The organism is Oleiagrimonas sp. C23AA, from assembly GCF_011759385.1.
Classification (GTDB): Bacteria; Pseudomonadota; Gammaproteobacteria; order Xanthomonadales; family Rhodanobacteraceae; genus Oleiagrimonas.
This window is the reverse complement of record NZ_JAARLY010000002.1, coordinates 363666-388728: the sequence shown is the minus strand read 5'-3', so window position 1 is coordinate 388728 and position 25063 is coordinate 363666. Positions and strand designations below refer to the sequence as shown.

At 63.8% G+C, this 25063-nt stretch carries 27 protein-coding genes and 1 tRNA gene; 5 read left to right on the top strand and 23 right to left on the bottom strand.

Features of this window, described 5'->3' with window-relative positions:
* Nucleotides 1-73: 73 nt before the first annotated feature.
* Entirely contained in the window at nucleotides 74-595 is a 522-nt protein-coding gene (locus HBF24_RS04745) for an adenine phosphoribosyltransferase (protein ID WP_167169703.1), read from the bottom strand.
* A 73-nt stretch (nucleotides 596-668) separates the two neighbouring features.
* On the bottom strand, nucleotides 669-959 hold the full coding sequence (locus HBF24_RS04740) for a DUF2007 domain-containing protein (RefSeq protein WP_167169701.1): 291 nt from the start codon (nucleotides 957-959) through the stop codon (nucleotides 669-671).
* A 118-nt stretch (nucleotides 960-1077) separates the two neighbouring features.
* Between HBF24_RS04740 and HBF24_RS04735 the strand changes: the two genes are divergently transcribed.
* The 4 genes from HBF24_RS04735 to HBF24_RS04720 all read left to right on the top strand — a co-directional run bounded on the left by HBF24_RS04735 (nucleotide 1078) and on the right by HBF24_RS04720 (nucleotide 4985).
* Nucleotides 1078-2805, top strand: coding sequence for a glutamine--tRNA ligase/YqeY domain fusion protein (locus HBF24_RS04735; RefSeq protein WP_167169699.1), 1728 nt, complete (start codon nucleotides 1078-1080; stop codon nucleotides 2803-2805).
* 78 nt (nucleotides 2806-2883) lie between these two features.
* Nucleotides 2884-3945, top strand: coding sequence for a 23S rRNA (cytidine(2498)-2'-O)-methyltransferase RlmM (rlmM, locus tag HBF24_RS04730; protein WP_167170082.1), 1062 nt, complete (start codon nucleotides 2884-2886; stop codon nucleotides 3943-3945).
* A 37-nt stretch (nucleotides 3946-3982) separates the two neighbouring features.
* Nucleotides 3983-4693 (top strand): VTT domain-containing protein, encoded by a 711-nt coding sequence (locus HBF24_RS04725; protein WP_167169696.1) that lies wholly within the window; start codon nucleotides 3983-3985, stop codon nucleotides 4691-4693.
* Nucleotides 4694-4805: 112 nt separating this feature from the next.
* The gene (locus HBF24_RS04720) at nucleotides 4806-4985 is read left to right on the top strand and encodes a hypothetical protein (RefSeq protein ID WP_167169693.1); all 180 of its coding nucleotides are present in this window, start codon (nucleotides 4806-4808) and stop codon (nucleotides 4983-4985) included.
* An 876-nt stretch (nucleotides 4986-5861) separates the two neighbouring features.
* Here HBF24_RS04720 and HBF24_RS04715 read toward each other — a convergent pair.
* The 19 genes from HBF24_RS04715 to aspS all read right to left on the bottom strand — a co-directional run bounded on the left by HBF24_RS04715 (nucleotide 5862) and on the right by aspS (nucleotide 22224).
* Nucleotides 5862-6209: an STAS-like domain-containing protein gene (locus tag HBF24_RS04715; protein WP_167169690.1), complete on the bottom strand. Its 348-nt coding sequence runs from the start codon at nucleotides 6207-6209 to the stop codon at nucleotides 5862-5864.
* Nucleotides 6193-7095 (bottom strand): sensor histidine kinase, encoded by a 903-nt coding sequence (locus HBF24_RS04710; protein WP_167169688.1) that lies wholly within the window; start codon nucleotides 7093-7095, stop codon nucleotides 6193-6195. The genes HBF24_RS04715 and HBF24_RS04710 overlap by 17 nt, the downstream gene beginning before the upstream one ends.
* Before the next feature lie 338 nt (nucleotides 7096-7433).
* A tRNA-Lys gene (locus HBF24_RS04705) sits at nucleotides 7434-7509 on the bottom strand.
* A gap of 102 nt (nucleotides 7510-7611) precedes the next feature.
* Complete coding sequence (queC, locus tag HBF24_RS04700; protein WP_167169685.1) at nucleotides 7612-8292, bottom strand: 7-cyano-7-deazaguanine synthase QueC; 681 nt, start codon at nucleotides 8290-8292, stop codon at nucleotides 7612-7614.
* Between the two features lie 45 nt (nucleotides 8293-8337).
* The gene (gene queE, locus HBF24_RS04695; protein ID WP_167169682.1) at nucleotides 8338-9027 is read right to left on the bottom strand and encodes a 7-carboxy-7-deazaguanine synthase QueE; all 690 of its coding nucleotides are present in this window, start codon (nucleotides 9025-9027) and stop codon (nucleotides 8338-8340) included.
* Nucleotides 9027-9926, bottom strand: a complete 900-nt coding sequence (gene ybgF / locus HBF24_RS04690; protein ID WP_343162713.1) for a tol-pal system protein YbgF — start codon at nucleotides 9924-9926, stop codon at nucleotides 9027-9029. Before ybgF ends, queE begins: the two co-directional genes overlap by 1 nt.
* A 5-nt stretch (nucleotides 9927-9931) precedes the next feature.
* On the bottom strand, nucleotides 9932-10450 hold the full coding sequence (pal, locus tag HBF24_RS04685; RefSeq protein ID WP_167169678.1) for a peptidoglycan-associated lipoprotein Pal: 519 nt from the start codon (nucleotides 10448-10450) through the stop codon (nucleotides 9932-9934).
* Nucleotides 10451-10534: 84 nt separating this feature from the next.
* On the bottom strand, nucleotides 10535-11836 hold the full coding sequence (gene tolB, locus HBF24_RS04680) for a Tol-Pal system beta propeller repeat protein TolB (protein WP_240922244.1): 1302 nt from the start codon (nucleotides 11834-11836) through the stop codon (nucleotides 10535-10537).
* 20 nt (nucleotides 11837-11856) lie between these two features.
* A complete protein-coding gene (locus tag HBF24_RS04675) occupies nucleotides 11857-12810 on the bottom strand; it encodes a cell envelope integrity protein TolA (RefSeq protein ID WP_167169674.1) in 954 nt (317 codons plus the stop codon).
* Complete coding sequence (gene tolR / locus HBF24_RS04670; RefSeq protein WP_167169672.1) at nucleotides 12797-13264, bottom strand: protein TolR; 468 nt, start codon at nucleotides 13262-13264, stop codon at nucleotides 12797-12799. Before tolR ends, HBF24_RS04675 begins: the two co-directional genes overlap by 14 nt.
* 16 nt (nucleotides 13265-13280) lie before the next feature.
* Nucleotides 13281-13967: a protein TolQ gene (gene tolQ, locus HBF24_RS04665; RefSeq protein ID WP_167169670.1), complete on the bottom strand. Its 687-nt coding sequence runs from the start codon at nucleotides 13965-13967 to the stop codon at nucleotides 13281-13283.
* Nucleotides 13968-13974: 7 nt separating this feature from the next.
* Nucleotides 13975-14397, bottom strand: coding sequence for a tol-pal system-associated acyl-CoA thioesterase (gene ybgC / locus HBF24_RS04660; RefSeq protein ID WP_167169667.1), 423 nt, complete (start codon nucleotides 14395-14397; stop codon nucleotides 13975-13977).
* Nucleotides 14398-14486: 89 nt separating this feature from the next.
* Nucleotides 14487-15530, bottom strand: coding sequence for a Holliday junction branch migration DNA helicase RuvB (ruvB, locus tag HBF24_RS04655; RefSeq protein ID WP_167169664.1), 1044 nt, complete (start codon nucleotides 15528-15530; stop codon nucleotides 14487-14489).
* A 121-nt stretch (nucleotides 15531-15651) separates the two neighbouring features.
* The gene (locus tag HBF24_RS04650; RefSeq protein ID WP_240922243.1) at nucleotides 15652-17505 is read right to left on the bottom strand and encodes a potassium transporter Kup; all 1854 of its coding nucleotides are present in this window, start codon (nucleotides 17503-17505) and stop codon (nucleotides 15652-15654) included.
* 78 nt (nucleotides 17506-17583) lie between these two features.
* Entirely contained in the window at nucleotides 17584-18186 is a 603-nt protein-coding gene (ruvA, locus tag HBF24_RS04645) for a Holliday junction branch migration protein RuvA (RefSeq protein WP_167169660.1), read from the bottom strand.
* A 55-nt stretch (nucleotides 18187-18241) separates the two neighbouring features.
* Nucleotides 18242-18802, bottom strand: coding sequence for a crossover junction endodeoxyribonuclease RuvC (ruvC, locus tag HBF24_RS04640; protein ID WP_206064179.1), 561 nt, complete (start codon nucleotides 18800-18802; stop codon nucleotides 18242-18244).
* 61 nt (nucleotides 18803-18863) lie between these two features.
* Nucleotides 18864-19604, bottom strand: coding sequence for a YebC/PmpR family DNA-binding transcriptional regulator (locus tag HBF24_RS04635; RefSeq protein ID WP_167169657.1), 741 nt, complete (start codon nucleotides 19602-19604; stop codon nucleotides 18864-18866).
* 53 nt (nucleotides 19605-19657) lie between these two features.
* Nucleotides 19658-20332, bottom strand: coding sequence for an alpha/beta hydrolase (locus tag HBF24_RS04630; RefSeq protein WP_167169654.1), 675 nt, complete (start codon nucleotides 20330-20332; stop codon nucleotides 19658-19660).
* Nucleotides 20333-20454: 122 nt separating this feature from the next.
* Nucleotides 20455-22224 carry an aspartate--tRNA ligase gene (aspS, locus tag HBF24_RS04625; protein WP_167169652.1) on the bottom strand — a complete coding sequence of 590 codons (1770 nt, stop codon included), beginning with the start codon at nucleotides 22222-22224 and terminating at the stop codon, nucleotides 20455-20457.
* Between the two features lie 169 nt (nucleotides 22225-22393).
* Here aspS and HBF24_RS04620 point away from each other — a divergent pair, with 169 nt between their 5' ends.
* Nucleotides 22394-23953, top strand: coding sequence for a sodium/solute symporter (locus tag HBF24_RS04620; protein WP_167169649.1), 1560 nt, complete (start codon nucleotides 22394-22396; stop codon nucleotides 23951-23953).
* 22 nt (nucleotides 23954-23975) lie between these two features.
* Here HBF24_RS04620 and HBF24_RS04615 read toward each other — a convergent pair whose 3' ends face one another.
* Both HBF24_RS04615 and HBF24_RS04610 read right to left on the bottom strand, forming a co-directional pair.
* Entirely contained in the window at nucleotides 23976-24542 is a 567-nt protein-coding gene (locus HBF24_RS04615; protein WP_240922193.1) for a DUF3011 domain-containing protein, read from the bottom strand.
* 111 nt (nucleotides 24543-24653) lie between these two features.
* Nucleotides 24654-24956 (bottom strand): zinc ribbon domain-containing protein, encoded by a 303-nt coding sequence (locus HBF24_RS04610; RefSeq protein ID WP_167169646.1) that lies wholly within the window; start codon nucleotides 24954-24956, stop codon nucleotides 24654-24656.
* Nucleotides 24957-25063: the final 107 nt, after the last annotated feature.

Sequence of the window (25063 nt, the reverse complement as noted above, 5' to 3'; positions counted from 1 at the left end):
GCGGGAAGATGAACCTTAAGTGGCTGCGTCGCGCGCCGCTTTCAATATGGCCTGGGCGATGTCACCGCCCGCTTTATTCGTAGCGCAGCAGTGCGGTCAGCGGCGCCGACTCGCGCCAGCGTTCACGCCCACCGAGAAAGACCAGTTCCACCACCACCGCCGCACCCGCCAGCGTCGCCCCCAATTGCCCGATCAGTTCGGCCGCCGCGCGCAGGGTGCCGCCGGTGGCCAGCACATCGTCGATCAGCAACACGCGGGCGCCTGGCGGCAACGCATCGGCATGCGCTTCCAGACGATCGTGGCCGTACTCCAGCGCGTAGTCGACCGCAATGGTGTCGGCCGGCAGCTTGCCGGGCTTGCGCAGCGGCACGAAGCCGGCGCCCAGCTCGGTGGCCAAGGCCGCGCCAAAGATGAAACCTCGCGATTCAATGCCGGCCACATGGCTGATCCTCGACTCGCGCCAGGCCTCGCCCAGCGTCCGCACGCAGGCGGCGAAACCCTCGGCATCACCCAACAACGGCGAAATGTCCTTGAACACAATGCCAGGCTTGGGGAAATCGGGAATGTCGCGAATCAGATGATCGAAATCAGGCATGGCTCAACCGGCGCGTGCGCTATCAATGGGCCACGCAGCATAACGCGCCATCGATTCTGGACCACCTTTACGCTTACGCCGGAAACGGCGTGGCGCCATCGAAGCCCTCGCCGGCGCGGTCGTCGTCTTCGCGCACGGCCTCACGCGCCTCGACCAGCGAACGCTCCACTTCCTGCACGATCGGCGTGGCCGCTTCCTCGCATGAGTCGGGCACGGCCACACGCACGTAGTCGCGCGCCGGCAGATCGCCGACGGCGCCGGTGAGATACTCGCCCAGCACGAAGGCGGGCAGCCCGGCCTGTTCAAGTGCGTTCTTGACCAGGTGGGCGTCGATCATGGTCTCGGCCAGATAGACGATGCGCATGGCTCGAACGCTACTCGCACCACGCGCGGGCGACAAGTGCGCCGCCCCTCTGCGCGCGGGCCCTGGAAGCGGTTAAACTTGCCTGCTTTACGGTTTCAGATTGACGAGTCCCAAGCCCATGGCGAGCGAACCCAGCGTTGTGCAGCATTTCATCCGCCAGATCATCAGCGAGGATCTGGCCTCGGGCAAGCACAGCACCATCCATACCCGCTTCCCGCCCGAGCCCAATGGCTACCTGCACATTGGCCACGCCAAGGCGATCTGCCTGAACTTCGGCATGGCGGCCGAGAACGGCGGCGTGTGCAACCTGCGCCTGGATGACACCAACCCGGGCAAGGAGCTGCCCGAGTTCGTGCAGGGCATCAAGGATGACGTGCACTGGCTGGGCTTTGAATGGGTTGAGCTGCGCCACGCTTCGGACTACTTCGAGGTGTTCTATCGCGCCGCCGAGAAGCTGATCGCCAAGGGCGTGGCCTATGTCGACGACCTTTCCGCCGAACAGATGCGCGAATACCGCGGCACGCTGACCGAACCGGGCCGCAATTCGCCGCACCGCGAGCGCAGCATCGAGGAGAACCTGGACCTGTTCCGGCGCATGCGCGCGGGCGAGTTCGGCGATGGCGAAAAGACCCTGCGCGCCAAGATCGACATGGCCGCCGGCAACATGAACATGCGCGATCCGGCGATCTATCGCATCCGCAAAGTGACGCACCAGAACACCGGCGACACCTGGCCGATCTACCCGATGTACGACTACGCGCACTGCCTGTCCGATGCGCTGGAAGGCATCACCCATTCGCTGTGCACGCTGGAGTTCGAGGACCATCGTCCGCTGTACGACTGGTTTGTCGATCAGGTGGATTTGAAGAACGATCCCGAGCTGTGGCGGCCGCTGGTCGAGGCGGGTCTGCCGACGACGCCCTCCAAGCCGCGCCAGATCGAGTTCTCGCGCCTGAACCTGTCGTTCAATATCACCTCCAAGCGCAAGCTCGCCGCGCTGGTCAACGAGGGCCTGGTCGACGGTTGGGACGATCCGCGCATGAACACGCTGCGCGGCCTGCGCCGCCGCGGCTTCACGCCAGCCGGCATCCGCCTGCTGATCGAACGCGTGGGCGTGTCCAAGCAGAACTCGATCATCGACTACAGCGTGTTCGAAGGTTGCGTGCGCGAGGACCTGGACGCCCACGCGCCACGTCGCCTGGCCGTGCTCGAACCGCTGAAGCTGACCATCACCAACCTGCCGGCCGAGCACGAAGAAACCGTCGCCATGCCGAACCATCCCAAGGATGAAAGCTTCGGCCAGCGCGAAGTGCCGTTCGCCAGCCAGGTGTGGATCGAGGCCGGCGACTTTGCCGAGGTGCCGCCAAAGGGCTTCAAGCGCCTGCGCCCGGAAGGCGAAGTGCGCCTGCGCGGCATCGGCATCGTCAAGTGCGAGGATGTGATCAAGAACGAGGCCGGTGAGGTGATTGAGCTGCGCTGCACGCTCGATCCGGAAACGCGCCCCGGCGGCAACGCCACCGATCGCAAGGTCAAGGGCACCATCCACTGGGTCAGCGCCAAGCACGGCGTGCCCGCGGAAATCCGCCTGTACGACCGCCTGTTCGCGGTGCCGGCGCCGGATGATGAAAGCGACGGCAAGACCTACCAGGAACACATCAACCCCGAGTCCAAGCGCGTGGTCACCGGCTACGTGGAACCGGCCGCGGCCGAAGCTGCGCCGGAAACGCGCTTCCAGTTCGAACGCCAGGGTTACTTCGTCACCGACCGCATCGATCACCAGGCCGAACGCCCGGTGTTCAACCGCACCGTGACGCTGCGCGACGTGTGGGCCCGCAAGGGCGGCTGACACGGAACCCGCATCGTGATCGATTCCGCATCCGCGCGCATCACGCCGGACCCTCCGCCCGGACCCTTGCCCGGTGGCGTGCACGGCCCGCGCCTGCTGGCCTATTGCCGCCCCGGCTTCGAGGGCGAATGCGCGGCCGAGCTGGGCGCGCTGGACGCCACGCACGGCGGCGGTGGCTATGCCCGCGCCAAGCCCGGCACAGGGTTCGTGGAATTTGTCGCGCTCGATGCTGAGGCGGCGGCGCGACTGCTCGGCGACGAAGCGCAGCTGATTTTCGCGCGCCAGTTGCTGGCGGTGATCGCCCACGTCGAAGCGCTGCCGCGCGAGGATCGCCTGGGCGCGCTGGCCCGCGTCGTGGACGCGGCCCCGGCGCGGCTTCGCGACGTGCGCGTGGAAGCGCCCGACAGCGATGACGGTCGCGCCCTGGCGCCGCTGTGCCGGGCACTGACCTCGGCCCTGGTCGCGCGCCTGAAGCGCGAACGGCGCCTGGATGCCAAGGCGCACATGCAACTGCACGTGTGCCTGCTGGCCAACGATCATGCCGTGGTCGCCGTCACCGACACGCGACGCACCACGCCCTGGCCCGGCGGTATTCCGCGCCTGCGCTTCCCGCGTCAGGCCCCCAGCCGCTCGACACTGAAGCTGGAAGAGGCGTTTCTCACCCTGCTCAGCGCCAAGGAACGCGAAAAGTGGCTGGCGCCAGGCATGCGCGGCGTGGATCTTGGCGCGGCGCCGGGTGGCTGGACCTGGCAGCTGGTCAACCGCTCGATGCGCGTCATCGCCGTCGACAACGGGCCGATGGATCGCGCACTGATGGAATCGGGTCTGGTCGAGCATCGGCGTGAGGATGGCTTTCGCTTTCAGCCGGCCAAGCCGGTGGACTGGATGGTCTGCGACATGGTCGAGCAGCCGATCCGCGTCGCCGCCCGCATGGCCGAATGGCTGGCGCGAGGCTGGTGCCGGCAGTGCGTGTTCAACCTCAAGCTGCCGATGAAAAAGCGCTACGACGAAGTGATGCGCTGCCTGGCCGAGATCCGCGATATCGCCACCGCCGAGGGCGGCACGCTGGAGCTTCGCGCGCACCAGCTGTATCACGACCGCGAGGAGATCACCGTGTTCGCGCGCCTGGACCGCGCATGAGCACGGCGCTCCGGTCACGCCACACAGGTGGCTCGCGATGAGCCGCCTGCGCGCCATGCTGCCGTTGCTGCTGCTGATCATCACCGGCGTGGTGCTGTTTGCCTCCGGTGCACTGGATCGCTTCCATCCGGTGCACCTGCTGGCCGAGCAGGCCAGCTGGCGTGCCGACGTTCTGGCCCACCCGTGGCTGACCCGGCTGGCCTATATCGGCCTGCTGACCGTGGTGGTGTCCACCGGCATTCCCGGCAGCGTGCTGGTCAACCTGACCGGCGGCTTCCTGTTTGGCGTGGTCGAGGGCACGATCTTGTCTTCGATCGGACAGGTGCTGGGTTCGCTGTTGCTGTTTCTGGCCAGCCGCTATGCCTTTGGCGCCGGCCGACGCGCCGCGCCGCGACTGGTCGAACGCCTGCGCCATGGCTTTGCCGCGCACCCGGCCAACTACACGCTGTTCCTGCGCTTCGTGCCGGTATTCCCGTTCGGCGCGGTCACGGTCGCCCTGGCCTGGCTGCGCTGCCCGCTGTGGCTGTTTATCGGCGCCACCGCACTTGGAGGCGGTATCATATTGATGTTCGAGTCCGCGCTTGGTGCGGGCCTGGGCAAGGCGGTGGCGCTGCATCACGGCTTTGGCCTGTCGCTGCTGATCGAGCCACGGTTGCTGTGGCCGCTGGGCGCCCTGGCCATCCTCGCGCTGGTGCCGCTGGCCTTCCAGCACCGTGAACGACGGCGCCGGCGCCAGCGCAAACACTGAATCGGCGCCTTATCGTCACACCGACGTCACCGCACGCTCGCCTGACTGACATCGATCATCGGCACAGTGCGGCTCGCCCATGAAGGGCCCGACGTGACATGGAGAAAACGCAATGAACGCCCGCACATCTGACAGCCCCAGCACCGACCAGCAGCAGGCCCGCATGTGGCGCCGGCTGGCACAGCAATGCCGAGAGCATGGTGACCGGCGTATGGCCGACGAGGCCGAATCCATGGCGCGGCGCTATGAAGCCCGCCTGCGCAAGACGCCAGCCGGCGACCAGGCAGCCTGAGCGGCACGCGCGCGACCACGTGCCCCGTGCGGACTATGCGCGCATGGGCTGTCTGGCGTCTGGAAGGAGTTTCGGCCGGCCGACCCGCAAGCCGCGGCGGCGGATAAGGCCCAAAATATAAATAGTGCTCATGAGAGCCAAGAACATTACCGCTGAGCGAAACTTCGCCCTGCGTGACTTGAGGCGATGTGGCGCGACAAATCCTAGAAGAATGACGGCAGCGAAGCAAGGAGGCATCGGGCGCGCAACATATATACGACCTAAGCGTACTTTTAGTCGACCCAGCTGACTCGTGAAGGATGAGGTAACGAAAGAAGGTACCTATATTTGATTAATCGGGGCGGTTAAAAAAATCCCCAAAAACAGTCACCACATACGCGCATGCGCAGCGAGCCGAATTTTGAATAACCGCATCTTTAGTTCGAAGGTTTAATGTAGAAACTTTCTCATGTAATTTAGAACAAATTTTAGCTACAACTCTCGCTCGCCGCTGATCAGACGACCTCGCAGCGGTCTCAAATTCTCCACCGGTGCAAACAGCACCTAGTCGAACAGACCACATGTCCACGGAATCATTTTTTTTACATTCCGCTGAATGCTGAAAAAAAGCATCTATTTCGTGGTAAAGCGAATCAATTTTTCGCTTTAAATCCTCTTCTAGGTCAGGCCTTAGCCCTTCAGAACGCCAATATATAGAAGACGTGCCTCGAATGTCGCGGATTGTGGTGCATATACTCCTCCTGCGAAGTTGTTGCTCTCCACGACTTTCATCGCCACGTCGATGAGCAAGAGTAACAGTATATGCTACGCCTGCGCTTATAATCGCATTTATCAGATGTTGACCCCAAGACATCCCACCCCCTTGGCCAGATGGCGTTACCTTAATCGTCGACGCAAGTTGGCGGCCATGGCAGATCTAATAAAACTTTCCGCCAGACCTTTATACCTTTGGGCGGCTCCAGAATGAGCGATTAAATGTAAATGCTTGGTCAAAAATTCGGGATCAAACTTATGCACCCGCACCAACCCTCCAAACGCCTCCTCCAAAAACGAAGACCCGTAACCCTCAACGCCATCCAATTCAACATCTATCACTTCGCCCGCTTTTAACTTAGGCACGAGAATTTCATCTCGAAAGCGCTCCCCGTTGTAATCACCATCACTTGGGTAACGCCCACTTGGCACGTCGGAGAAGTCAGCAGCGATCTTAATTTTGCTGGTCATTTCGATCACCTTCAGCGAAGTCTTCTATGATCCACTCGATGAACGTACCTTTGAACGTGACGGGCAAGGAGTGAGTGGAGGCCCTGCCAGGTACACCATGCTGCTTGTTATACGTGTATTTGCCGCGCCCACTGACAATCCTTAGGGTGCCCGATGTGTCATGATTTTCAATATAGCCTTGAATATCTTGGTGTAGGCCATTGCCCCGGTGACTATCGCGAGTGCTGGACCTTCCTTGCTTTACCGCCGCCTCTATAAGGCGTGCATCGTTCTTCACCCAACTTTCGCTCACTCGTGCAGCGGCCGCACGGACGGATTCGATTAAGTCAGGGTGAAGCGTCTTGGGGATACCTAGACCATGATCAACGAACATGACTCGAAGTTTGCGACCGGAACTATTAACGGAAGCAGACATCCACCAACGTTTCACTGCCGCCGAGCCGTCATAGGCGTGCTGCTGTACGTTCGTCATGGCTTCCGTCAGACCTTGAAACAAGGCGTTTGGTTCAGCAAGACGGTGCCCCAGGCGCTCGATCGAAAGACGGAGCTCCCTCGCCTTTTCACCTTCGGAACGGTGACCCGATAGAAATGGCACAAACCTATCCCCGGTCTCGGGATCGCAGCGTTCCTCGGACTCCACCGGCTCAGTCGAGTTCAGAAGTGTGAAGAAGCCCATCTCGGTCAACCTAGCCTTCACCGTAGGATCCCATCTATCCAGCTTTATCGGCTGCAACCGCTGATACTCAACGATCTCTCGCCAGCGGTCGAACTCCGCGACCAAAAGAAGCGCGCCCGCGGGGGTGAGCGTTTCCAAGGTCGTGAAGTCAACATATAGCTTACCGCCAGTGACCGATACACAGGTCCTCACGTTCTCGAGGAACTGCATGGTGGACTCAAAGTCCTCAGATAGGTTGACCCTGGGGGGCGCGCGCAGCCTACGCGACTTCGGGCCTCTCCCGGTTGGATTGGGCACAATGGGAGCGATGGCCGAAATGCCATCGATCCTCATCTGCATAACGCGACGCCGACGGCGACGTAATGATCGTCGCCGAAACTCGTACCTGCGGCGTTGCCACTCCAGCCGGACAGCCTTGTCGTGCTGGTTCCTCAATCGGCGCTCCGAGTGCTCTCAGGCGTTCCTAGTCATGGACCTTAATTTTACGGGTCTTTTTACGGTTATCCGCTTACGAGATGCAGAGACACGATGCAAGGAACTGATTTATATGGTGGGTCGTGTGAGACTCGAACTCACGACCATCGGATTAAAAGTCCGGTGCTCTACCAACTGAGCTAACGACCCATGCCGTGGACGGCGAACCGCGAAGTTTACGGGGCGCGGCGCCCCAGCACAAGGTTTGCTGCACCACATCTGCCTGCGGCGTGGCGCGGCGTGGCGAATGGCTCAGGCGTAGCGCGTGGGATCGTCCACGCCGGCCTCGGCAAAACCCTGCGCACGCAAACGGCAGGCATCGCAATGGCCGCACGCGCGGCCGTGGTCATCGGCCTGGTAGCAGCTGACCGTCTGCGCAAAATCCACGCCCAGACGCACGCCTTCACGCACGATGTCGGCCTTGCTCATGTGCATCAGCGGCGCGCGCACCTGCGGGCCGTGGCCTTCCACACCCGCCTTGGTGGCCACCTGTGCCAGACGGTCGAAGGCCTCGATGAAGGCCGGACGGCAGTCGGGGTAACCGGAGTAGTCGACGGCGTTGACGCCGCAGTAGATCGCCTCGGCATCCAGCACCTCGGCCCAGCCCATGGCCACCGACAGCATGATGGTGTTGCGCGCCGGCACATAGGTGACCGGGATGCCGTCGCCGCCCTCTTCCGGCACGTCGATATCGGCGGTGAGTGCCGAGCCACCGATGCTGCGTAGATCAATATCCACGGTCTTGTGCTCGGCCACGCCCAGCATCTGGCAGACGCGATTCGAAGCGGCCAGCTCGGCGCTATGGCGCTGGCCATAGGCCACGCTCAGCGCGTGCACGGCGTAGCCCTGCTCTTGCGCCATGGCGACGGTCACAGCCGAATCCATGCCGCCGGACAGCAGCACCACGGCACGGGCTTGGGTTGGCTTGGACATGCGTTGTTGAAACCTTGTCTTGAAAGCGGTGCGAAGCAGCCGGGCTCAGTGGCCGGGCACATCGCCCCAGAGAAGTTTGTGCAGCTGCATCTGCATGCGTACCGGCAGGCGCTGCTCGAGAATCCATTCGGCCAGCTGGCGTGGCGCAAGCTTGCCATGCACGGGCGACAGCAGCACCTGGCAGCGCGAGCTCAGCTCGTGCTCGGCGAGCATGCGGCAGGCCCAGTCAAAATCCTCGCGGCCGGCCAGCACCATCTTGATCTGGTCGTGGGCCGTCAGGTGCTCAAGGTTGGACCACAGATTGCGCCCGCTCTCACCCGAATCGGGTGCCTTCAAATCCAGCACCTTGCGCACGCGCTTGTCGACCTCGGCCACGTCCAGCGCACCGGAGGTTTCCAGCGACACCTCCAGCCCCTGGTCGCACAGCTTCTCCAGCAACAGCAGGCAGCGCTTCTGCGCCAATGGCTCGCCACCGCTGACGCACACGTGGTGCGCGCCGTAGCCGATGACCTCATCGACAATGTCGTCGATGTCACGCCAGTCACCACCGTGGAAGGCGTATTCGGTATCGCACCACACGCAGCGCAGCGGACAACCGGTCAGGCGCACGAACACCGTGGGCCAGCCAACGGCATCGGCTTCGCCCTGGATGGAGTGGAAAATTTCGGTGATGCGCAACCGCGGCGGACGGGAGGCCGCCGGTGCGCTCACCGGCTGGCTGCCCGGCTCGCTCATCAATTCACCGATTGGACCTGGATGTCATGCAACCGGCTTTGCGCCAGGTGCGCGACGTCGCTGTCCGGATACTTGGCGATCACCGCCTTGAGGGTGGCCTGCGCCTGATCACTCTGATTGAGCGCATCCTGGCAATAACCGACCTTCAGCATGGCGCCGGCGGTCTTGTCACTGTCCGGGAACTTGGCGATGAGCTTCTGAAACGTGCTCAAGGCCACCTGATAGTTCTGCGTCACATAGTACGATTCGCCCAGCCAGTAATAGGCATTGGGCGTCAGCGAGCTGTCCGGATAGGTCTGGATGAACTGCCGGAACGCCCGCGAGGACTTGACGAAATCGTTGTTGCGCAGCGACTGGAAGGCCGCATCGTAAGCGGCCTGGGCCGCCTTCGGGTCGGCCGGCGCACCGGCGCTGGCCGCACTGGCGGGCGCGGCGCTATCGGCGCTGCTTGCGGCCGAGGAAGGCTGGCCGGAAGGCGCCGACGGCGCACTGCCGGCGGCAGCTGGCGTACCCGCGTCCGAGGCACTCGCGCTGGAGGCGGCATCAGCCGGTGCATTACCCTGGCCGCCCGCCCCTGCGCCACCGCTCTCGAGCTTGCGCAGACGGCTATCCAGGTCCACGTACTGGTCCTTGGCGCTCTGCTGCAACTGCTTGAGCTGGTGCTGTAATTCCTCGACCTGGCCCTGAAGCTGCTGATTCTGCGACTTCAACGCCTGAATCTGATTGGACAGGCTGAAACCGCCCTGGTCCTTGTTCTGCATCTGCTGTTCCAGCCGCGAGACACGCTCGGCCAGGCTAAGGCGCTGCGCATGCGCCGGCAGACAGGCACCCAAAAGCGTGGCGGCCGCAAATGCAGCCGCCACGCCCGTACGGGCAAGATTGCGCTTGACCGTGAACATCGTCATTACTTGGAAGTATAGACGATCTCGACACGGCGGTTCTTCGACCAGCACGACTCATTGTGCTCGCGGCAGGTCGGGCGCTCTTCGCCGTAGCTGACCACGTTGATCTGGCTGGCCGAGGCGCCATCGGCTTCCAGGGCCGAAGCGACAGCATTGCCGCGACGCTCACCCAGGCCGAGGTTGTACTCACGCGTACCGCGCTCGTCGGTGTTGCCTTCCAGACGCATCTGCGCGGACGGACGGTCCTGCAGGTACTTGGCGTGGCAGGCGATGATCTTCTGGAACTCCGGCTTGATCTCGCTCTTGTCGAAATCGAAGTAAACCACACGCTGACGCAGGCACGGATCGGTCTGCAGATCGGCCGGCGTGTAACCGTTGGACTGCGCCGGGGCGGTCTCGGTCTGCTGCTGCTCGGGCTGCTGCGGCGGCGGGGTGGGCTTGACTTCCTGCTTTTTGGAGCAGGCGGCGAGGCCGACGACACACGCCAGCGCGGCCAGGGTGACGCGAACGCTCTTGTTCATGGGACTATCCTTCAAACAGGTGGTTATCCGACAGTAGTTTTTTCAGCTTTGTTGAAAAACGCCGGTGGTCCGGCTTGTTGTAATTCAGTGGTGCCGATAAGGACCCCAGGCCGGTTCGCGCACATCGCCATTGGATAGCACGAGGCGCTGCCTGACCTTTCCGTCCTCCGACACTTCATACAACACGCCGCGAGTACCTTGCGAAGCGGCGTACAAAAGCATGCACCCATTCGGGGCAAAACTGGGCGCATCGTCAAAATTGCCCGGCGAGACAAAATGCTCCTGATCGCCCAGGCTGCGATCCATGATCGCAATACGATACACGTTACCGCTGCCCTGCACCATGGCGATTTTCTTGCCATCGGGGCCGATTGAGGCATTGGCATTGTAGTTGCCCTGGAAGGTGATTCGGCTGGGCGTACCACCGGTGGCGGGCATTTGATAAAGCTGCGGTTTTCCGGAACGGTCGGACGTGAAAACGATATTTTTGCCGTCCGGCGTCCAGGTCGGTTCCGTATCGATACTGAAATTGTGGGTCAGGCGTGTTTCGTGGTGGTCGGCCAGGTTGATGATGAAGATTTCCGGGTTGCCTACATACGAAAGCGACACCGCCAGCTTGGTCCCATCGGGCGAGAATGCCGGCGCGCCATTGATTCCCTTGGCACGTCCGGAGATCAGCTGACGCGAACCGGTGGCAATATCCTGGATGTAGATGGCCGAGTTGCCGTTCTCGAACGACACATAAGCCAGCTTGCTGCCATCAGGCGACCATGTCGGCGAAAGCAGTGCTTCCTTGGAGCGCACCACCACCTGCGGATTGTAGCCATCCGAGTCGGCGACGATCAGCGAATAGGTGATGTTCTTGCCGGTACCCACGGCGGTGACGTAGGCAATGCGCGTCCAGAACGCACCGGGAATACCGGTGATCGTCTCGAAGATCTTGTCGGCAATCTGGTGCGCCACGCCGCGCAGGTCGCCGGGCTTGGCGTTGTAGGAAAGGTTCAGCAGGCTCTGCTGCTTGTTCACGTTCCACAGCTCGAAACTGACCTTGTATGCACCGTCGCCGGCATCATCAACGTGGCCGACGACAATGTAGTCCTGCTTGAGCATATGCCAGGTGGCGAACTTGATCTGATCGCCACGGCTGGGATATTCGACGATGTCTTTCTTGTCCAGGGTGCGGAATTTTCCACTGCGCGCCAGATCCAGGCGGATCACGTCGCCGACCTTGGTGCTGGGCGGATTGGCGCTGTTGTCACTGGCGAACGGCACCACCGTAATGGGAATAGCCGATTTGGTACCGTTGACGATGTCGACATTCAGTCCTTGCGCATCAACCTGTCCGGCAATGGCAAAAAGCGTGGCCGCCAGCAGCAGCCCGAACATGGCGTGTAACGTTTTGCGCATCAGTTCTGAACCTTGAAATTGAGAGTCAAATCACGCGAAAACACTTTTTCGAAACCGTGATACGGCAATGGCTGGGCACGCATCACGGCATTTTCGATCGAGCGCCGGGCAATATCATCGTACGGACAGCTGCTATCGACCTGGGCATTGATGACCTGTCCCCCCGGAATCTGCGTAATGTGCACTTTGCACACGACATGAGGAGGGATGTTATCCGGCCTTAACCATGCCTGCGTGACCGCGCTCTGAATGGCAGCAAGATATTGCGCTTTGAGGCCCTGATCGGGGCCGTTCGTGCCTGTCTGCGCCTTCTTGGCCACGGGCGTGTTTTCCGAAGCCGGACTGTCCTTGGCTGCGTTCTTCTTGAGATCCTTCAACTGGGCCAGTTTTTGCTGCGCCAGCTTGCTCTGGTGCTCGGCCTGCTGGCTGGCTTTCTTGGCCTGATTGAGCTGCTTGAAGATCTTGTCGATGTCGTCCTGTTGCTGCTGGGCCTGAAGCTCGGACATGTGCTGCTTTTCGCGCTCGGCCTGCTTGCGTTTGGCCTGCTCGGCCTTCTGCTTGGCCTGCTCGACCACCTTCTGTTGATCTTTCACGTCCGGCTGCTTGGGCGGCGGCGGAAGTGTCTTCACAGGTTGCGGCTTGGGCTTCTCGTCGTGCACCTGCTGCTTGGGCGGCGGCGGCGGTGCCACTTTCGGCTTCGGGCTGGTGTGCCTGGTCGGCTTGGGCGGTGGCGCACCGGCAGGCCCCATCAGCGTCGCTTCAATCACCGGCCCGGACATGGTCAGCGGTTTGGAGCACTGCACCGGATTCCAGCCGTCAGGCAGATTCAAGCCGCCGAACAGGTTTTCCCAGGTGGTGCACGAGAGCGTGGCCAGCCAGAGGAAGGCGATCAGGCCAACGTGCAACAGCGCCGCCAGAATGACGGCGACACGGGTCGCCTTACGATCGTCCATGGGCGGCGCTCTTGCCCGAGGACGACTGGTCGGTCGGCTGGCTCATCAGGCCCACGTGCGGCACCCCGGCCTGCTGCAACAGCACCATGGCCTGATAGATGCGGCCATAGTCGACGCGCTTGTCGCCACCGATCAGCACCGACACCTTGGGGTTCTGGCGCACGAATGCGGCCACCTTGGTCTGCAGTTCCTGCTCGCTGACCGGCTCACGCTTGGCCGCGCCCAGGGTCAGGTAGAGGTTGCCCTGGTCATCGACGCTGACCAGCACCGGCTCCTGGTTGTTGTCGATGGACTTGGCCGCCGACTGCGGCAGCTGGATGTCCACGCCCAGATTCAACAAGGGCGCCGTCACCATGAAGATGATCAGCAGCACCAGCATCACGTCGATATAGGGAACGACGTTGATTTCCGCCTTCAGCTTGCGGCGCTTGTGTCGACGCGGAGTAATGGCCATAACGCGAACTGCTCCGTCAGGCCGGCTCGTCGTTTTGCAGCTGGCGCTGCAGGATCGAGGAGAATTCTTCCTGGAAGGTCTCGTAGCGCGTGGCGATGCGATCGACCTTGTTGGCGTAGCGGTTGTAGGCCCACACCGCCGGAATGGCGGCGAACAGACCCATGGCCGTAGCCACCAGTGCTTCGGAAATACCCGGCGCGACCATGGCGATGGTGGCCGACTTCACGTCGCCCAGGCCCTGGAACGCGGCCATGATGCCCCACACCGTGCCGAACAGACCCACATACGGGCTGATCGAGCCGACGTTGGCCAGAAACTCCAGGTTGTGCTCCAGATGCTCAACCTCGCGCGTGCCCGAGACGCGCATGGCGCGCTCGGTGCCTTCCATCACGCTGCGCGCATCGCGGGTGCGACGCTGGCGCTGGCGGGCAAATTCGCGAAAGCCGGCCTCGAACACGTTCTCCAAGCCATGCACCTGCTCGTCGCGGCCGTTGACCTCGCGAAACAGGGCAGCCAGGTCCGCACCGGACCAGAAGCGCTCTTCGAAGGCATCGGCGTTTTCCTTGGCCTCCTTGAGCAGCTTGTATTTGCGGATGATGATCACCCAGGAGAAGAACGAGAAGCCCAGCAGCAGCAGCATGACCAGCTTGACGGGAATGCTGGCGTGCAGGACCAGGGCGAGAATATTGAGATCACCGTTCATCGCGTTCTTAAGACATCCTTGCGATCAAGTCATCGGGAATGGCCGCCGGTCGCATGGCCTGCAGATTGACGCAGGCAGCGCGCACGGTGGCACGGATCAGTTCGCGGCCATCGCTGACCCGGCGCACGATCTGTTCGAAGACCATGCTGGCCGAGCGTTGCGACTGGATACAGACAGACACGTCCACTTCGTCGTCCAGCACCGCTGGACCCAGAAAGTCGATGTGCATGTCGCGCACCATGAAGGCCAAACCGGTGCGCTGGCGAAGTTCCACCTGGTCCACGCCCAGCGAACGCAACCACTCGGTCCGCGCGCGCTCCAGGAAGCGAAGGTAGCCGGCGTGATACACCACGCCACCGGCGTCGGTATCTTCCCAGTAGACTCTTATCCGCCAACTGAACGGTTTGCCGGTTGCCACCGCTTGCGACATGAAAGGTAAAAACCTTGCGAACAAACCCCTAGCTTACCGGACCTGAACAAAACTGGCGAAGGGGCTTGTGGCACCCATGCGGCCAGCGTTCAGGGGGAGTCGTCGGAACCGAAAAGGTCGGCCGCTTGCGGCTGTTGCGGCGGTTTCAGTCCAAGGTGGCGCCAGGTACGCGAGGTGACCATGCGACCGCGCGCGGTGCGCACCAGAAACCCCTGCTGGATCAGGTACGGCTCGACCACATCCTCCAGCGTGCCGCGATCTTCCGACAAGGCGGCGGCCAGCGACTCCACACCGACCGGACCACCGTCGAAGTGATCGACAATGGTGCGCAGCAGGCGCCGGTCCAGATCGTCGAAACCTTCGGCATCGACGGCCAGCATGTCCATGGCCGCACGCGCGGCATCGGCGGTGATCACGCCGTCAGCGCGCACTTCGGCGTAATCGCGCACGCGCCGCAGCAGGCGATTGGCGATACGCGGCGTACCGCGCGAGCGACGTGCGATCTCGGCCGCGCCCTCGCTGTCGCACTCGATATCCAGGATGCGTGCGGCACGGCGCACGATGGCGGTCAGCTCGGCGTGATCGTAGAACTGCAGGCGCTGCACAATGCCGAAGCGATCGCGCAAGGGGCCGGTCAATAGGCCGGCGCGGGTGGTGGCGCCGATCAGCGTGAACGGCGGCAGATCCAGCTTGATCGAGCGCGCGGCCGGGCCCTCGCCGATCATGATGTCGATCTGGAAGTCTTCCATCGCCGGGTACAGCACTTCCTCGACCACCGGCGACAGGCGATGAATCTCGTCGACGAACAGTACATCGTTGGCTTCGAGGTTGGTCAGCAGCGCGGCCAGATCACCGGCGCGCTCGAGCACCGGCCCCGAGGTCGTGCGCAGGTTCACGCCCAGCTCGTTGGCAATCACATGGCTGAGCGTGGTCTTGCCCAGGCCCGGCGGGCCGAAGATCAGCACATGATCGAGTGCCCCGCCACGACGCTTGGCCGCCTCGATATAAATGCCCAGCTGCTCGCGGACCGGCTTCTGGCCCAGGTACTCATCCAGCCGCTGCGGCCGGATCGAGGCTTCCAGCGCCTCGTCCTCGATGGTGGCGTCGCCGCCGATGACTCGCGATTCGTTCATACCGTCATTATGGGGCGAGAAGTGAGGAGCGTGGTGTGAGAAGTGAGAGTGGCAAGACCGTTACGTATCGCTGGTCGGGGCTTTCTCTCACTTCTCACTCCTCTACACTCACTTCTCACTCCTAAATTTCCACCTGCGCGCCGAGTTCGATCAGGCGGTTGCCGGGAATCTCGAAGAAGGCGGTGGCCGGCAGTGCGTTGCGCGAGAGGAAGGCGAACAGCTTGTCGCGCCACAGCGGCATGCCGGGGCGGCGCGCGTCGGCGACGATGGTCTCGCGCGAGAGGAAGAACGTGGTGTCCATCAGGTCGAAGTCCAGACCGCGCGCGCCGCACTGCGACAGCGCCACCGGGATGTTCGGATCTTCGGCAAAACCAAAGCGCAGGGTCAGCGAATAGAACTCGCCGCCCAGATCGTTGATCTCGATGCGCTCCTCGTCGTCGGCCACCGGCGTTTCCAGCGTCTCGGCGGTCAGCAGCACATTGCGCTCGTGCAGCACCTTGTTGTGCTTGAGGTTGTGCAGCATGGCGTGCGGCACCGCCGACTGGTTGGCGGTAAGGAACACCGCCGTGCCCGGCACGCGCACCGGCGGATGCTCGGTAATGTTCTCGATGAACGGCTGCAGCGCCAGGCCGCCCTGCTTGATCTCGCGCACCACCAGCTCGCGGCCGCGGCGCCAGGTGGTCATCACCGTGAACAGGCACAGGCCCAGCACCAGCGGGAACCAGCCGCCGTCGGGAATCTTCAGCGAGTTGGCGCCGAAGAAGGCCAGGTCCACCGTCAGCAGCACCGCGCCGGCCGGAAGCACCACCAGCCAGTGCCAGTTCCACAGCCGCTTGGCGACGGTCATCACCAGCAGCGTGTCGATGGCCATGGTGCCGGTCACGGCAATGCCGTAGGCGCCGCCCAGTGCCTTGGACGAGCCGAAGCTGATGACCGTGGCCAGCACCGCCACCATCAGCATGCGATTGACCCACGGCAGAAAGATGTGGCCGATGGCCTCGCGCGAGGTGTGCACCACCTGCATGCGCGGCACGAACCCCAGCTGGATGGCCTGGCGGGTCACCGAGAAGGCGCCGGAAATCACCGCCTGCGAGGCAATCACCGCCGCCGCCGTGGCCAGCGCGATCATCGGATAACGCGCCCAATCCGGCACCGCGTGATAGAACGGATTGGCAATGGCTTCCGGATGATGCAGCAGCAAGCCACCCTGGCCGTAGTAATTGAGCAACAGCGCCGGCATCACGAAGAAGAACCAGGCCCTGCGGATCGGCGCACGACCGAAGTGGCCCATGTCGGTGTACAGCGCCTCGGCACCGGTCACGCACAGCACTACCGCGCCCAGCGCGATGAAGGCGATTGGTCCGTGCACGAAGAAAAAGTGCACCGCGTAGACCGGGTTGAGGGCTTTGAGCACCTCCGGCGCCTGCATGATGTTCCATACGCCGATCGCCGCCAGCGCGGTGAACCAGACCACACAGACCGGCCCGAACAGCGCACCGACCTTGGCCGTGCCGTGGCGTTGCAGCCAGAACAGGCCCAGCAGCACAACCACCGCAATCGGCACCACGAAGTGCTCCAGATGCGGCGCCACCACTTCCAGACCCTCGACCGCCGACAGCACCGAGATCGATGGCGTGATCACGCCATCGCCAAAGAACAGCGCCGCGCCCAGCAGCGCCATCAGCATCACCAGCCGGCGCATGCGTACCGAACTTCCGACTGCGCGCTGGGCCATGGTCATCAGCGCCATGATGCCGCCCTCGCCGCGGTTGTCCGCGCGCATCACCAGCGAGACGTACTTCACCGCGACCACGGTGATAAGACCCCAGGTGATCAGCGACAGCACGCCCAGCACCGTGCTGTGCATGGGTTTCAGGCCGTACTCGGGCAGAAACACTTCCTGCATGGTGTACAGCGGGCTGGTGCCGATATCGCCGAACACCACACCGATGGCGCCCAGAATCAGCGCCATCATGCTGCCGTGCAGCGCGTGTTCCTGGGATGACTCGTTTGCAGAGGCGTTGTCTTGGCTCATGAACGTTCTCCGACGCGCTCAGCCGCCCAGGGCGGCGCGCAGCGCCTTGCGAATGATGGACTCGGCCGAGTCGCCTTCGTCGGCCACTTTCTTGACCAGTCGCGCCGCCTCGGGCGGCTTGTAACCGAGCTGCTGCAGCGCCACGGTGGCTTCGCCGGCCGCGTCGGCGGGCATGGCATCGCCGCCACCAGCGGCCATGCCCGGCAGCGCCGTGCCCAGGCCGTCGACGCGATCGCGCAGCTCCAGCACGATGCGCTCGGCGGTTTTCTTGCCGATGCCCGGTATCTTGGTCAGCGCGGCGATGTCACCGCTCTGCACCAGGCGCGCAAATTCCTGCGTCGAGACACCCGACAGCACCGCCAGCGCGATCTTGGCGCCGATGCCGCTGACCTTGAGCAGACTGCGGAACAGGCTGCGCTCGGACTCGTGAATGAACCCGTACAGCGCCACGGCGTCTTCCTTCACCGCGTAATGGGTGAGCAGGGTGACGTCCTTGCCGGTGGCTGGCAGTTCGTAGATGGTCGACATCGGCGCCTCGACCTCGTAGCCGATGCCGTTGACGTCGATCAGCAGCCACGGGGGCTGCTTGGAGGCGAGCGTGCCGCGCAGGCGACCGATCATGCTGCGTGCTCCATCAATAGGGTGAGGCGCATCGCGCTGCGCCCGGTGAAATCGATCATCGGCGCCGCCTCCAGGCGGCCCGCGGAATACCCACGCGCGCCGTGCTGGCGCGGGTATGGGCGTGGGTGATGGCCATCGCCAGCGCATCGGCGGCATCGGCCTGCAACGGGCCCTTCAGGCCCAGCATGGCAGCCACCATGTGTTGCACCTGGGTCTTGTCGGCGCGGCCGCTGCCGACCACGGCCTGCTTGACCTCCGATGGCGAATACTCGTGCACGATCATCCCCCGAACCACCGCGGCACAGATGGCCGCGCCACGTGCCTGACCCAGTTTCAGTGCCGAGTCGGCATTGCGCGCCATGAACACGCGCTCGACCGAGGTCTCGGCCGGGGCGTATTCGTCCATGATCGCACACAGGCCCTCGAAGATGCGTTTCAGGCGCTCGGGGAAGTCGGCGCCGCCCGTGGACACGGCCAGCGCCTGATGGTGCACATGCGTGATGCGTCCGCGCGCGTCGACATCGACGATGCCCACGCCGGTACGCTGGCTGCCCGGATCAATGCCCAGGATGCGCACGGCGGCCGGCGCGCTGGTAAGGCTGACGGTGTCGGTCATGGCGGCAGGCGATGGATGCAAGGCACGGCGTGACGACCCGGCAGGCCGCCGCATCCGCGGCTTACTCGTAGGCGTCGGCCGGCAGGTCGGCGTTGGAATAGACGTTCTGGGTGTCATCCAGCTCGTCCAGCCAGTCCAGCAGTTTGGCCACGCTCTTGGCGGTATCGCCCTCGACGGCAATGTCGTTGTCGGCGCGCATGGTCACCTCCGACTCGTCCGGGGTGACGCCGGCGGCGATCATGGCGTCCCTCACCGCCTGGAAGTCATCGGCATCGGTCAGCACTTCGATGGAACCATCGTCCTCGAACACGCGCACGTCCTCGGCGCCGGCCTCGATGGCCACCTCGGTGATCTTTTCCTCGTCGGCACCGGGCGCGAACGAGAGCACACCCACGCGGTTGAACATGTAGGCCACCGAGCCGTCGGTGCCCATGTTGCCACCCAGCTTGGTGAAGGCATGACGCACTTCGGCCACGGTGCGGTTGCGGTTGTCGGTCATGCACTCGACGATCACTGCCACGCCGCCCGGCGCGTAGCCTTCGTAGCGCACTTCCTCGTAGCTGACGCCTTCCAGCTCACCGGTGGCCTTCTTTACCGCGCGCTCGATGTTGTCCTTGGGCATGGACGCGGCCACCGCCTTGTCCATGGCCAGGCGCAGGCGTGGATTGGCCGACGGATCGCCGCCGCCCATGCGCGCGGCCACGGTGATCTCGCGCACCAGCTTGGTGAAGACCTTGCCGCGCGCGGCGTCCTGCTTGCCTTTGCGGTGTTGGATGTTCGCCCACTTGGAATGACCGGCCATGATCTGCTTCGCTTCTTAAAGTACATGGAGGTGAAGATAAGTGGGCGATTCTATCAAGAAGCCGGCGGTCGTCGGACCCCTCCCGCGCGTGCCGCGGTGAAATGGCCTTCATGCAGGAACGAGACCACCTGCTCGGCGACCTCCGTGGAAAACAAAAGGCCGGTGTGATTGGCCTCGACCACGCAGTGGTCGGTGATGCCCTCCAGGCGGGTTTCGGCCACCGCCACCGAGCCGTCGTGCTGCGCTCCCAGCTCCTCCGACAACGCGCCCAGGCCAATTGGCGTGGTGCCGGCAATCACGCCCACCTCGCGCTGCCCGCACCACGGCGCCACGCCGCCTTCGAGCATGTCACGGCTTTCGCCCAGCAACCACGAAGCGCCCCAACGCGACAGCCCGCGCGCGCCGGCGCTGCCGCATAGCGGCGAGCCCAGACACACCAGCCGTCCCGGCGGCAATCCGTGCTCGTCGCGACAGGCCTGCAGCGCCAGCAGGCCGCCCAGACTGTGCGCCACCACGTGCACGGTGCCGGCCAGCGCCTGCATATGCCGGCGCAAACGGGTCATGATCTCGGTCGAGGTCTGGCTGGTGCTCTGGTAATCGAAGCTGCTGGCGGCAAAGCCGGCCTCGCGCAAGCGCGCACGCAGCGGCGCCAGCACGATGCGGCGCATCCACAGGCCGTGCAGCAGGATCACATGTTCGGGGACTGGCAATTCGGGCGGTCGGCTCATCGGTCGGCGCCGGCGGTTTCTCTTGGCATGCACAACAAGGGATCGATACTGCCAAACTCGCGCTGAACCGGCCGCCCAACGCAAACGGGGCGCTCAAGGCGCCCCGTCAGCATCGGCCCGGATCAGGCCTGGGTATCCTGCTCGCGCACCCGCACGTGAAGCTCGGCCAGGGTTTCCTCGATCACTGGCGACGGCGCGTCGGTCATCAGGTCCTGAGCGCTGGTGGTCTTGGGGAAGGCGATCACATCGCGGATCGACTCGGTACCGGCCATCAGCGCGGCGATGCGGTCGATACCAAAGGCGATGCCACCATGCGGCGGCGCGCCCAGCTTCAGCGCCTTCAGCAGGAAGCCGAACTTGGCCTCGGCCTCCTCGGCGCCAATGCCCAACAGCTCGAACACCTGGCTCTGCATGTCCGGGCGATGGATACGAATCGAGCCACCGCCGATCTCGGCGCCATTGAGCACCATGTCGTAGCCGCGGCTGACCGCGTGACCGGGATCGGCTGCCAGCTGCTCCACATCGTCCACCTTCGGCGCGGTGAACGGATGATGCAGGGCCACGTAGCGGCCCGCGTCCTCGTCGAACTCGAACATCGGGAAATCGGTCACCCACAGCGGCTTCCAGCCGTCGGCGAACAGCTCCAGATCCTTGCCGACCTTCAGGCGCAGCGCGCCCATGAAATCGCTGACCACGTTCCAGCGACCGGCACCGATGAACACCATGTCGCCGCTCTGCGCGCCTGTGGCGGCCAGCACCGCATTGAGCGCGGTGTCATCCAGGAACTTGGCGATCGGCGAATTGATGCCCTCGCGGCCCTTGCTGATGTCGTCCACACGCAACCAGGCCAGACCCTTGGCACCGTACTTGGCCACGAACTGGGTCAGTCCGTCGATGTCCTTGCGGCTGAAGCGCGCCCCGCCCGGCGCCCGCAGTGCGGCGACACGGCCGTGCGGGTCGTTGGCCGGCTCGGCAAATACCTTGAACTCCACCTGCTTGAGCGCCTCGGCGACATCGACCAGCTCCAGATCCAGGCGCAGGTCCGGCTTGTCCGAACCAAAGCGGCGCATGGCCTCGTCCCAGGTCATGCGCGGGAACGGCTCGGCCAGTTCGACGTCGACCACATCCTTGAACACCTTGCGGATCATGGTTTCGACAAAGTCCTGCACGTCGCGCTCTTCGACGAAGGCGAACTCCATGTCCAGCTGGGTGAATTCCGGCTGGCGATCGGCGCGCAGGTCTTCGTCGCGGAAGCAGCGGGCAATCTGATAGTAGCGGTCGAAACCGGCCATCATCAGGATCTGCTTGAACAGCTGCGGCGACTGCGGCAGCGCGTAGAACTCGCCAGCGTGCACGCGGCTGGGCACCAGATAATCGCGCGCGCCTTCCGGCGTGGCCTTGGTCAGAATCGGCGTTTCGATATCCTGAAACTCCGCCTCGTCCAGGTAGCGGCGCAGCGCGCGCACCAGCTTGGTACGCGTGCGCATCATGTGCTGCATCTGCGGACGGCGCAGGTCCAGATAACGATAGGTCAGGCGCATTTCCTCGTTGGGATTCTCGTGCAACGCGAACGGAAGATCCTTCGCGGCATTGAGAATCTCCACCTTCTCGGCCAGAAGCTCGACCGTACCGGTCTTGAGCTTGTCGTTGGCCGACAGACGCTTGCGCACCTGGCCGGTGACGCGCACGCAGTATTCGTAGCCCAGCTCGCCGGCCACCGCGAACGCCTCGGCGTTGTCGCGCTCGATCACCACCTGCGCCACGCCCTCGTGGTCGCGCAGGTCCACGAAGGCGACGTGGCTTTGCAGGCGAAGCGTGTTGACCCAGCCGCACAGGGTGACGGTCTGGTCGACCAGGGATTCATCGATAAGGCCGCAAAGATGGGTGCGCATGCGCTAGAAACTCCGGACCGCACGGGGCGGGAAAGGCATTGGAAAAGACCGGAAATGCTACCACGACTGGCCGTCGGGCGAGCCGCAGACGCACTGACGCCGGTTTGCACCGCGGCCCCAAGGCATGCTTATCTCGATCCTCGGACAAGGACGATGCCGACCGGGGATCATGGTTCATCTGCAGCTGTTCGATTACCTCGCCATTGGCGTGTATTTCGCCATCACTGCAGCCATCGGTCTGTGGGTGGCGCGCGGCAAAACCACCTCCGAAGACCTGTTTCTGGCCGGGCGCACGCTGGGCCCGCTGGCCGTGGGCTTCTCGCTGTTTGCCGCCAATGTATCCTCCGACACGCTGATTGGCCTGCCCGGCGCGGCGTACCGCTCGGGCATCTCGGCGGCCAACTACGAATGGATGGCCGGCGTGGTGCTGATTTTCGCTGCCGTATGCGTGTTGCCGGTGCTGATGCGCGCCCGCGTCACCACCATGCCCGAGCTGATGGAGCGGCGCTTCGATGCGCGCCTGCGCAAGTATCTGTCGGCGGTGACGCTGTTTCTTTCCATTGTGCTGGACACCGCCGGCAGCCTGTACGCCGGCGCGCTGATCATCACCACCTTCATCCCCGGCCTCACGCTGTGGGAAACCACCCTGATCGTGGCCATCTTCACCGGCCTGTACACCGCTGCCGGTGGCCTGCGTGCAGTGGTCTACACCGATGTGATGCAGGCCATCGTGCTGCTGGTCGGCTCGGCGTCGCTGGCCTTCATCGTGTTCGGCAAGTTCGATTACTCCTGGGCCAACGTGGTGCACGCGGTGCACCCGGACAAGCTCTCGCTGATCCGCCCCATCGATGACCCGGGCGTGCCGTGGCTGGGGCTTTTGACCGGGCTGCCAATCGTCGGCTTCTACTACTGGACCATGAACCAGTACGTGGTGCAGCGCATCCTGGGCGCCCGCGACATCAACTCGGCCGGGCGCGCGTCGGTGATCGCCGCCGGCCTGAAGTTGCTGCCCTTGTTCTTGATGACGCTGCCCGGCGCCATGGCCAGCGTGCTGCTGCCCGGGCTCGATCACGCCGACCAGGTATTCCCGACCATGGTCGCCAAGTTCACCCCGGCGGGACTGACCGGGCTGATTCTGGCCGGCCTGATCGCCGCGCTGATGTCGACCTGTTCGGCCACGCTCAATTCGGCGGCGACGCTGATTACGGTCGACTTCGTGCAGCCCAGGCGACCGGACATGAGCCCGGCCAAACTGGCCTGGACCGGGCGCATCATCACCATGATCGTGACCGTGCTGGCCGCGCTGTGGGCGCCGATGATCCAGCACTTCCAAGGGCTGTGGGCTTACTTGCAGCAAGTGTTCGCGTTCGTCGCCTCGCCGCTGGTGGCCACGTTCCTGTTCGGACTGTGGTCACGCCGCCTGGGCGCCCGCGCCGCTTTGCGCGGGCTGATCTGCGGCCACGTGTTCAGCGCGCTTTTCTTCATCGCGCGCGAAGCCAACTGGATAGCCATCCACTTCACCATCATCGCCGGCATTGTCTGCGCCGCGACAGCGCTTTTCACCTGGGGCTGGATGCAGGTGCTGGGCGCGTCCGATCAGCCGCCGGCCGACGACGCACGCATTGCGCTGCTGGCGCGTGATGGTTTGAAGCGCGTGCCGCGCGATGTGCTGGCCTGGGCCGGTGTGGTGCTGGTGCTCACCGCCGCCATCATCATCGGCTTCTGGTGAGCACCGCCTGACGCCACGCCACTCAACGGCGATGGATCACAAAGCGCGCGCGGCAACCGTTGTCGGTCCAAACACCGGCGCGATTCCAACCCCAGTTGCGGCCGCGCACGCAGCGCGTATCGGACTCCTGCCGCACCAGCCTCACATCGCCGCGACCGACATCAACGCGGCAGAAAGCGTAGCGATAATCGGTGCTGCCACAGCTTAGATGAATATCACGGCGCCAGCCGGGACGATCGTATCGCGACCCAGGGCGGCGGTGACTTGGTCGGCCATAACTGCCGCGACCTGTGGCAACCGGCGCGAACAGTCCGCGGCAACCGCGATCGACCCAGATTTCACCACGACGGAACCCCCAGTTGCGCCCACGCACGCAACGCGTATCGGACTCCTGGCGTACCAGACGCGCGTCGGGCCAGCGCACGCGGCAACTGTTGTAGTGGCGATCGACGCTACCGCAACGCACAGTGCCGCCGACCCGCTCGCCGCCGCCGTCGGGCCGGTCGTGGTTGGCATGGGCTACTGGCACGCTCACGGCGAAACCGAACATACAGGCAAGCATCGCTGATACCGCCAACGAGGTTTTCATGCAAAAGCTCCCCAGGCGCCCCAGTGCGCCGCGCTTGTCATGTGCGAAGCCTTGGTAACCGGCATCAGCCGAACCGGCGATGAATCTGCGCCCGGCGAACCCACACACGCCTCAGGCGGCGCTGGAATCGCTCTTGCTCGCGCTTGACGCGGCGGTGGAGCCTGCACCGGCGTCACTGCCGCCGCTCTTGGGCGCGTCGCCCTTGTCGGCCAGGTTGCGCTTCTTGTCGCCATCCTTCTTGAAATCGGTCTCGTACCAGCCGCTGCCGGCCAGACGAAAGGAAGGTGCGGTGACCTGCCGGCGCACCGTGGCCTTGCCGCATTCAGGGCAGGCCGCCGGGTCCGGATCGGACATTTTCTGCAGTCGATCGAACGCGTGGCCGCAGGCCTCGCACTGGAAGGCGTAGATGGGCATTGGTCTTCTCTCCAGAGGGCGCCGCCATGGCGCGCAGCGGGCTGCGAAATATGGCGCCTGGGCCACGAATGTCAAGCAGCAAGAGCGCGGCTGTGAACTATTCCTGA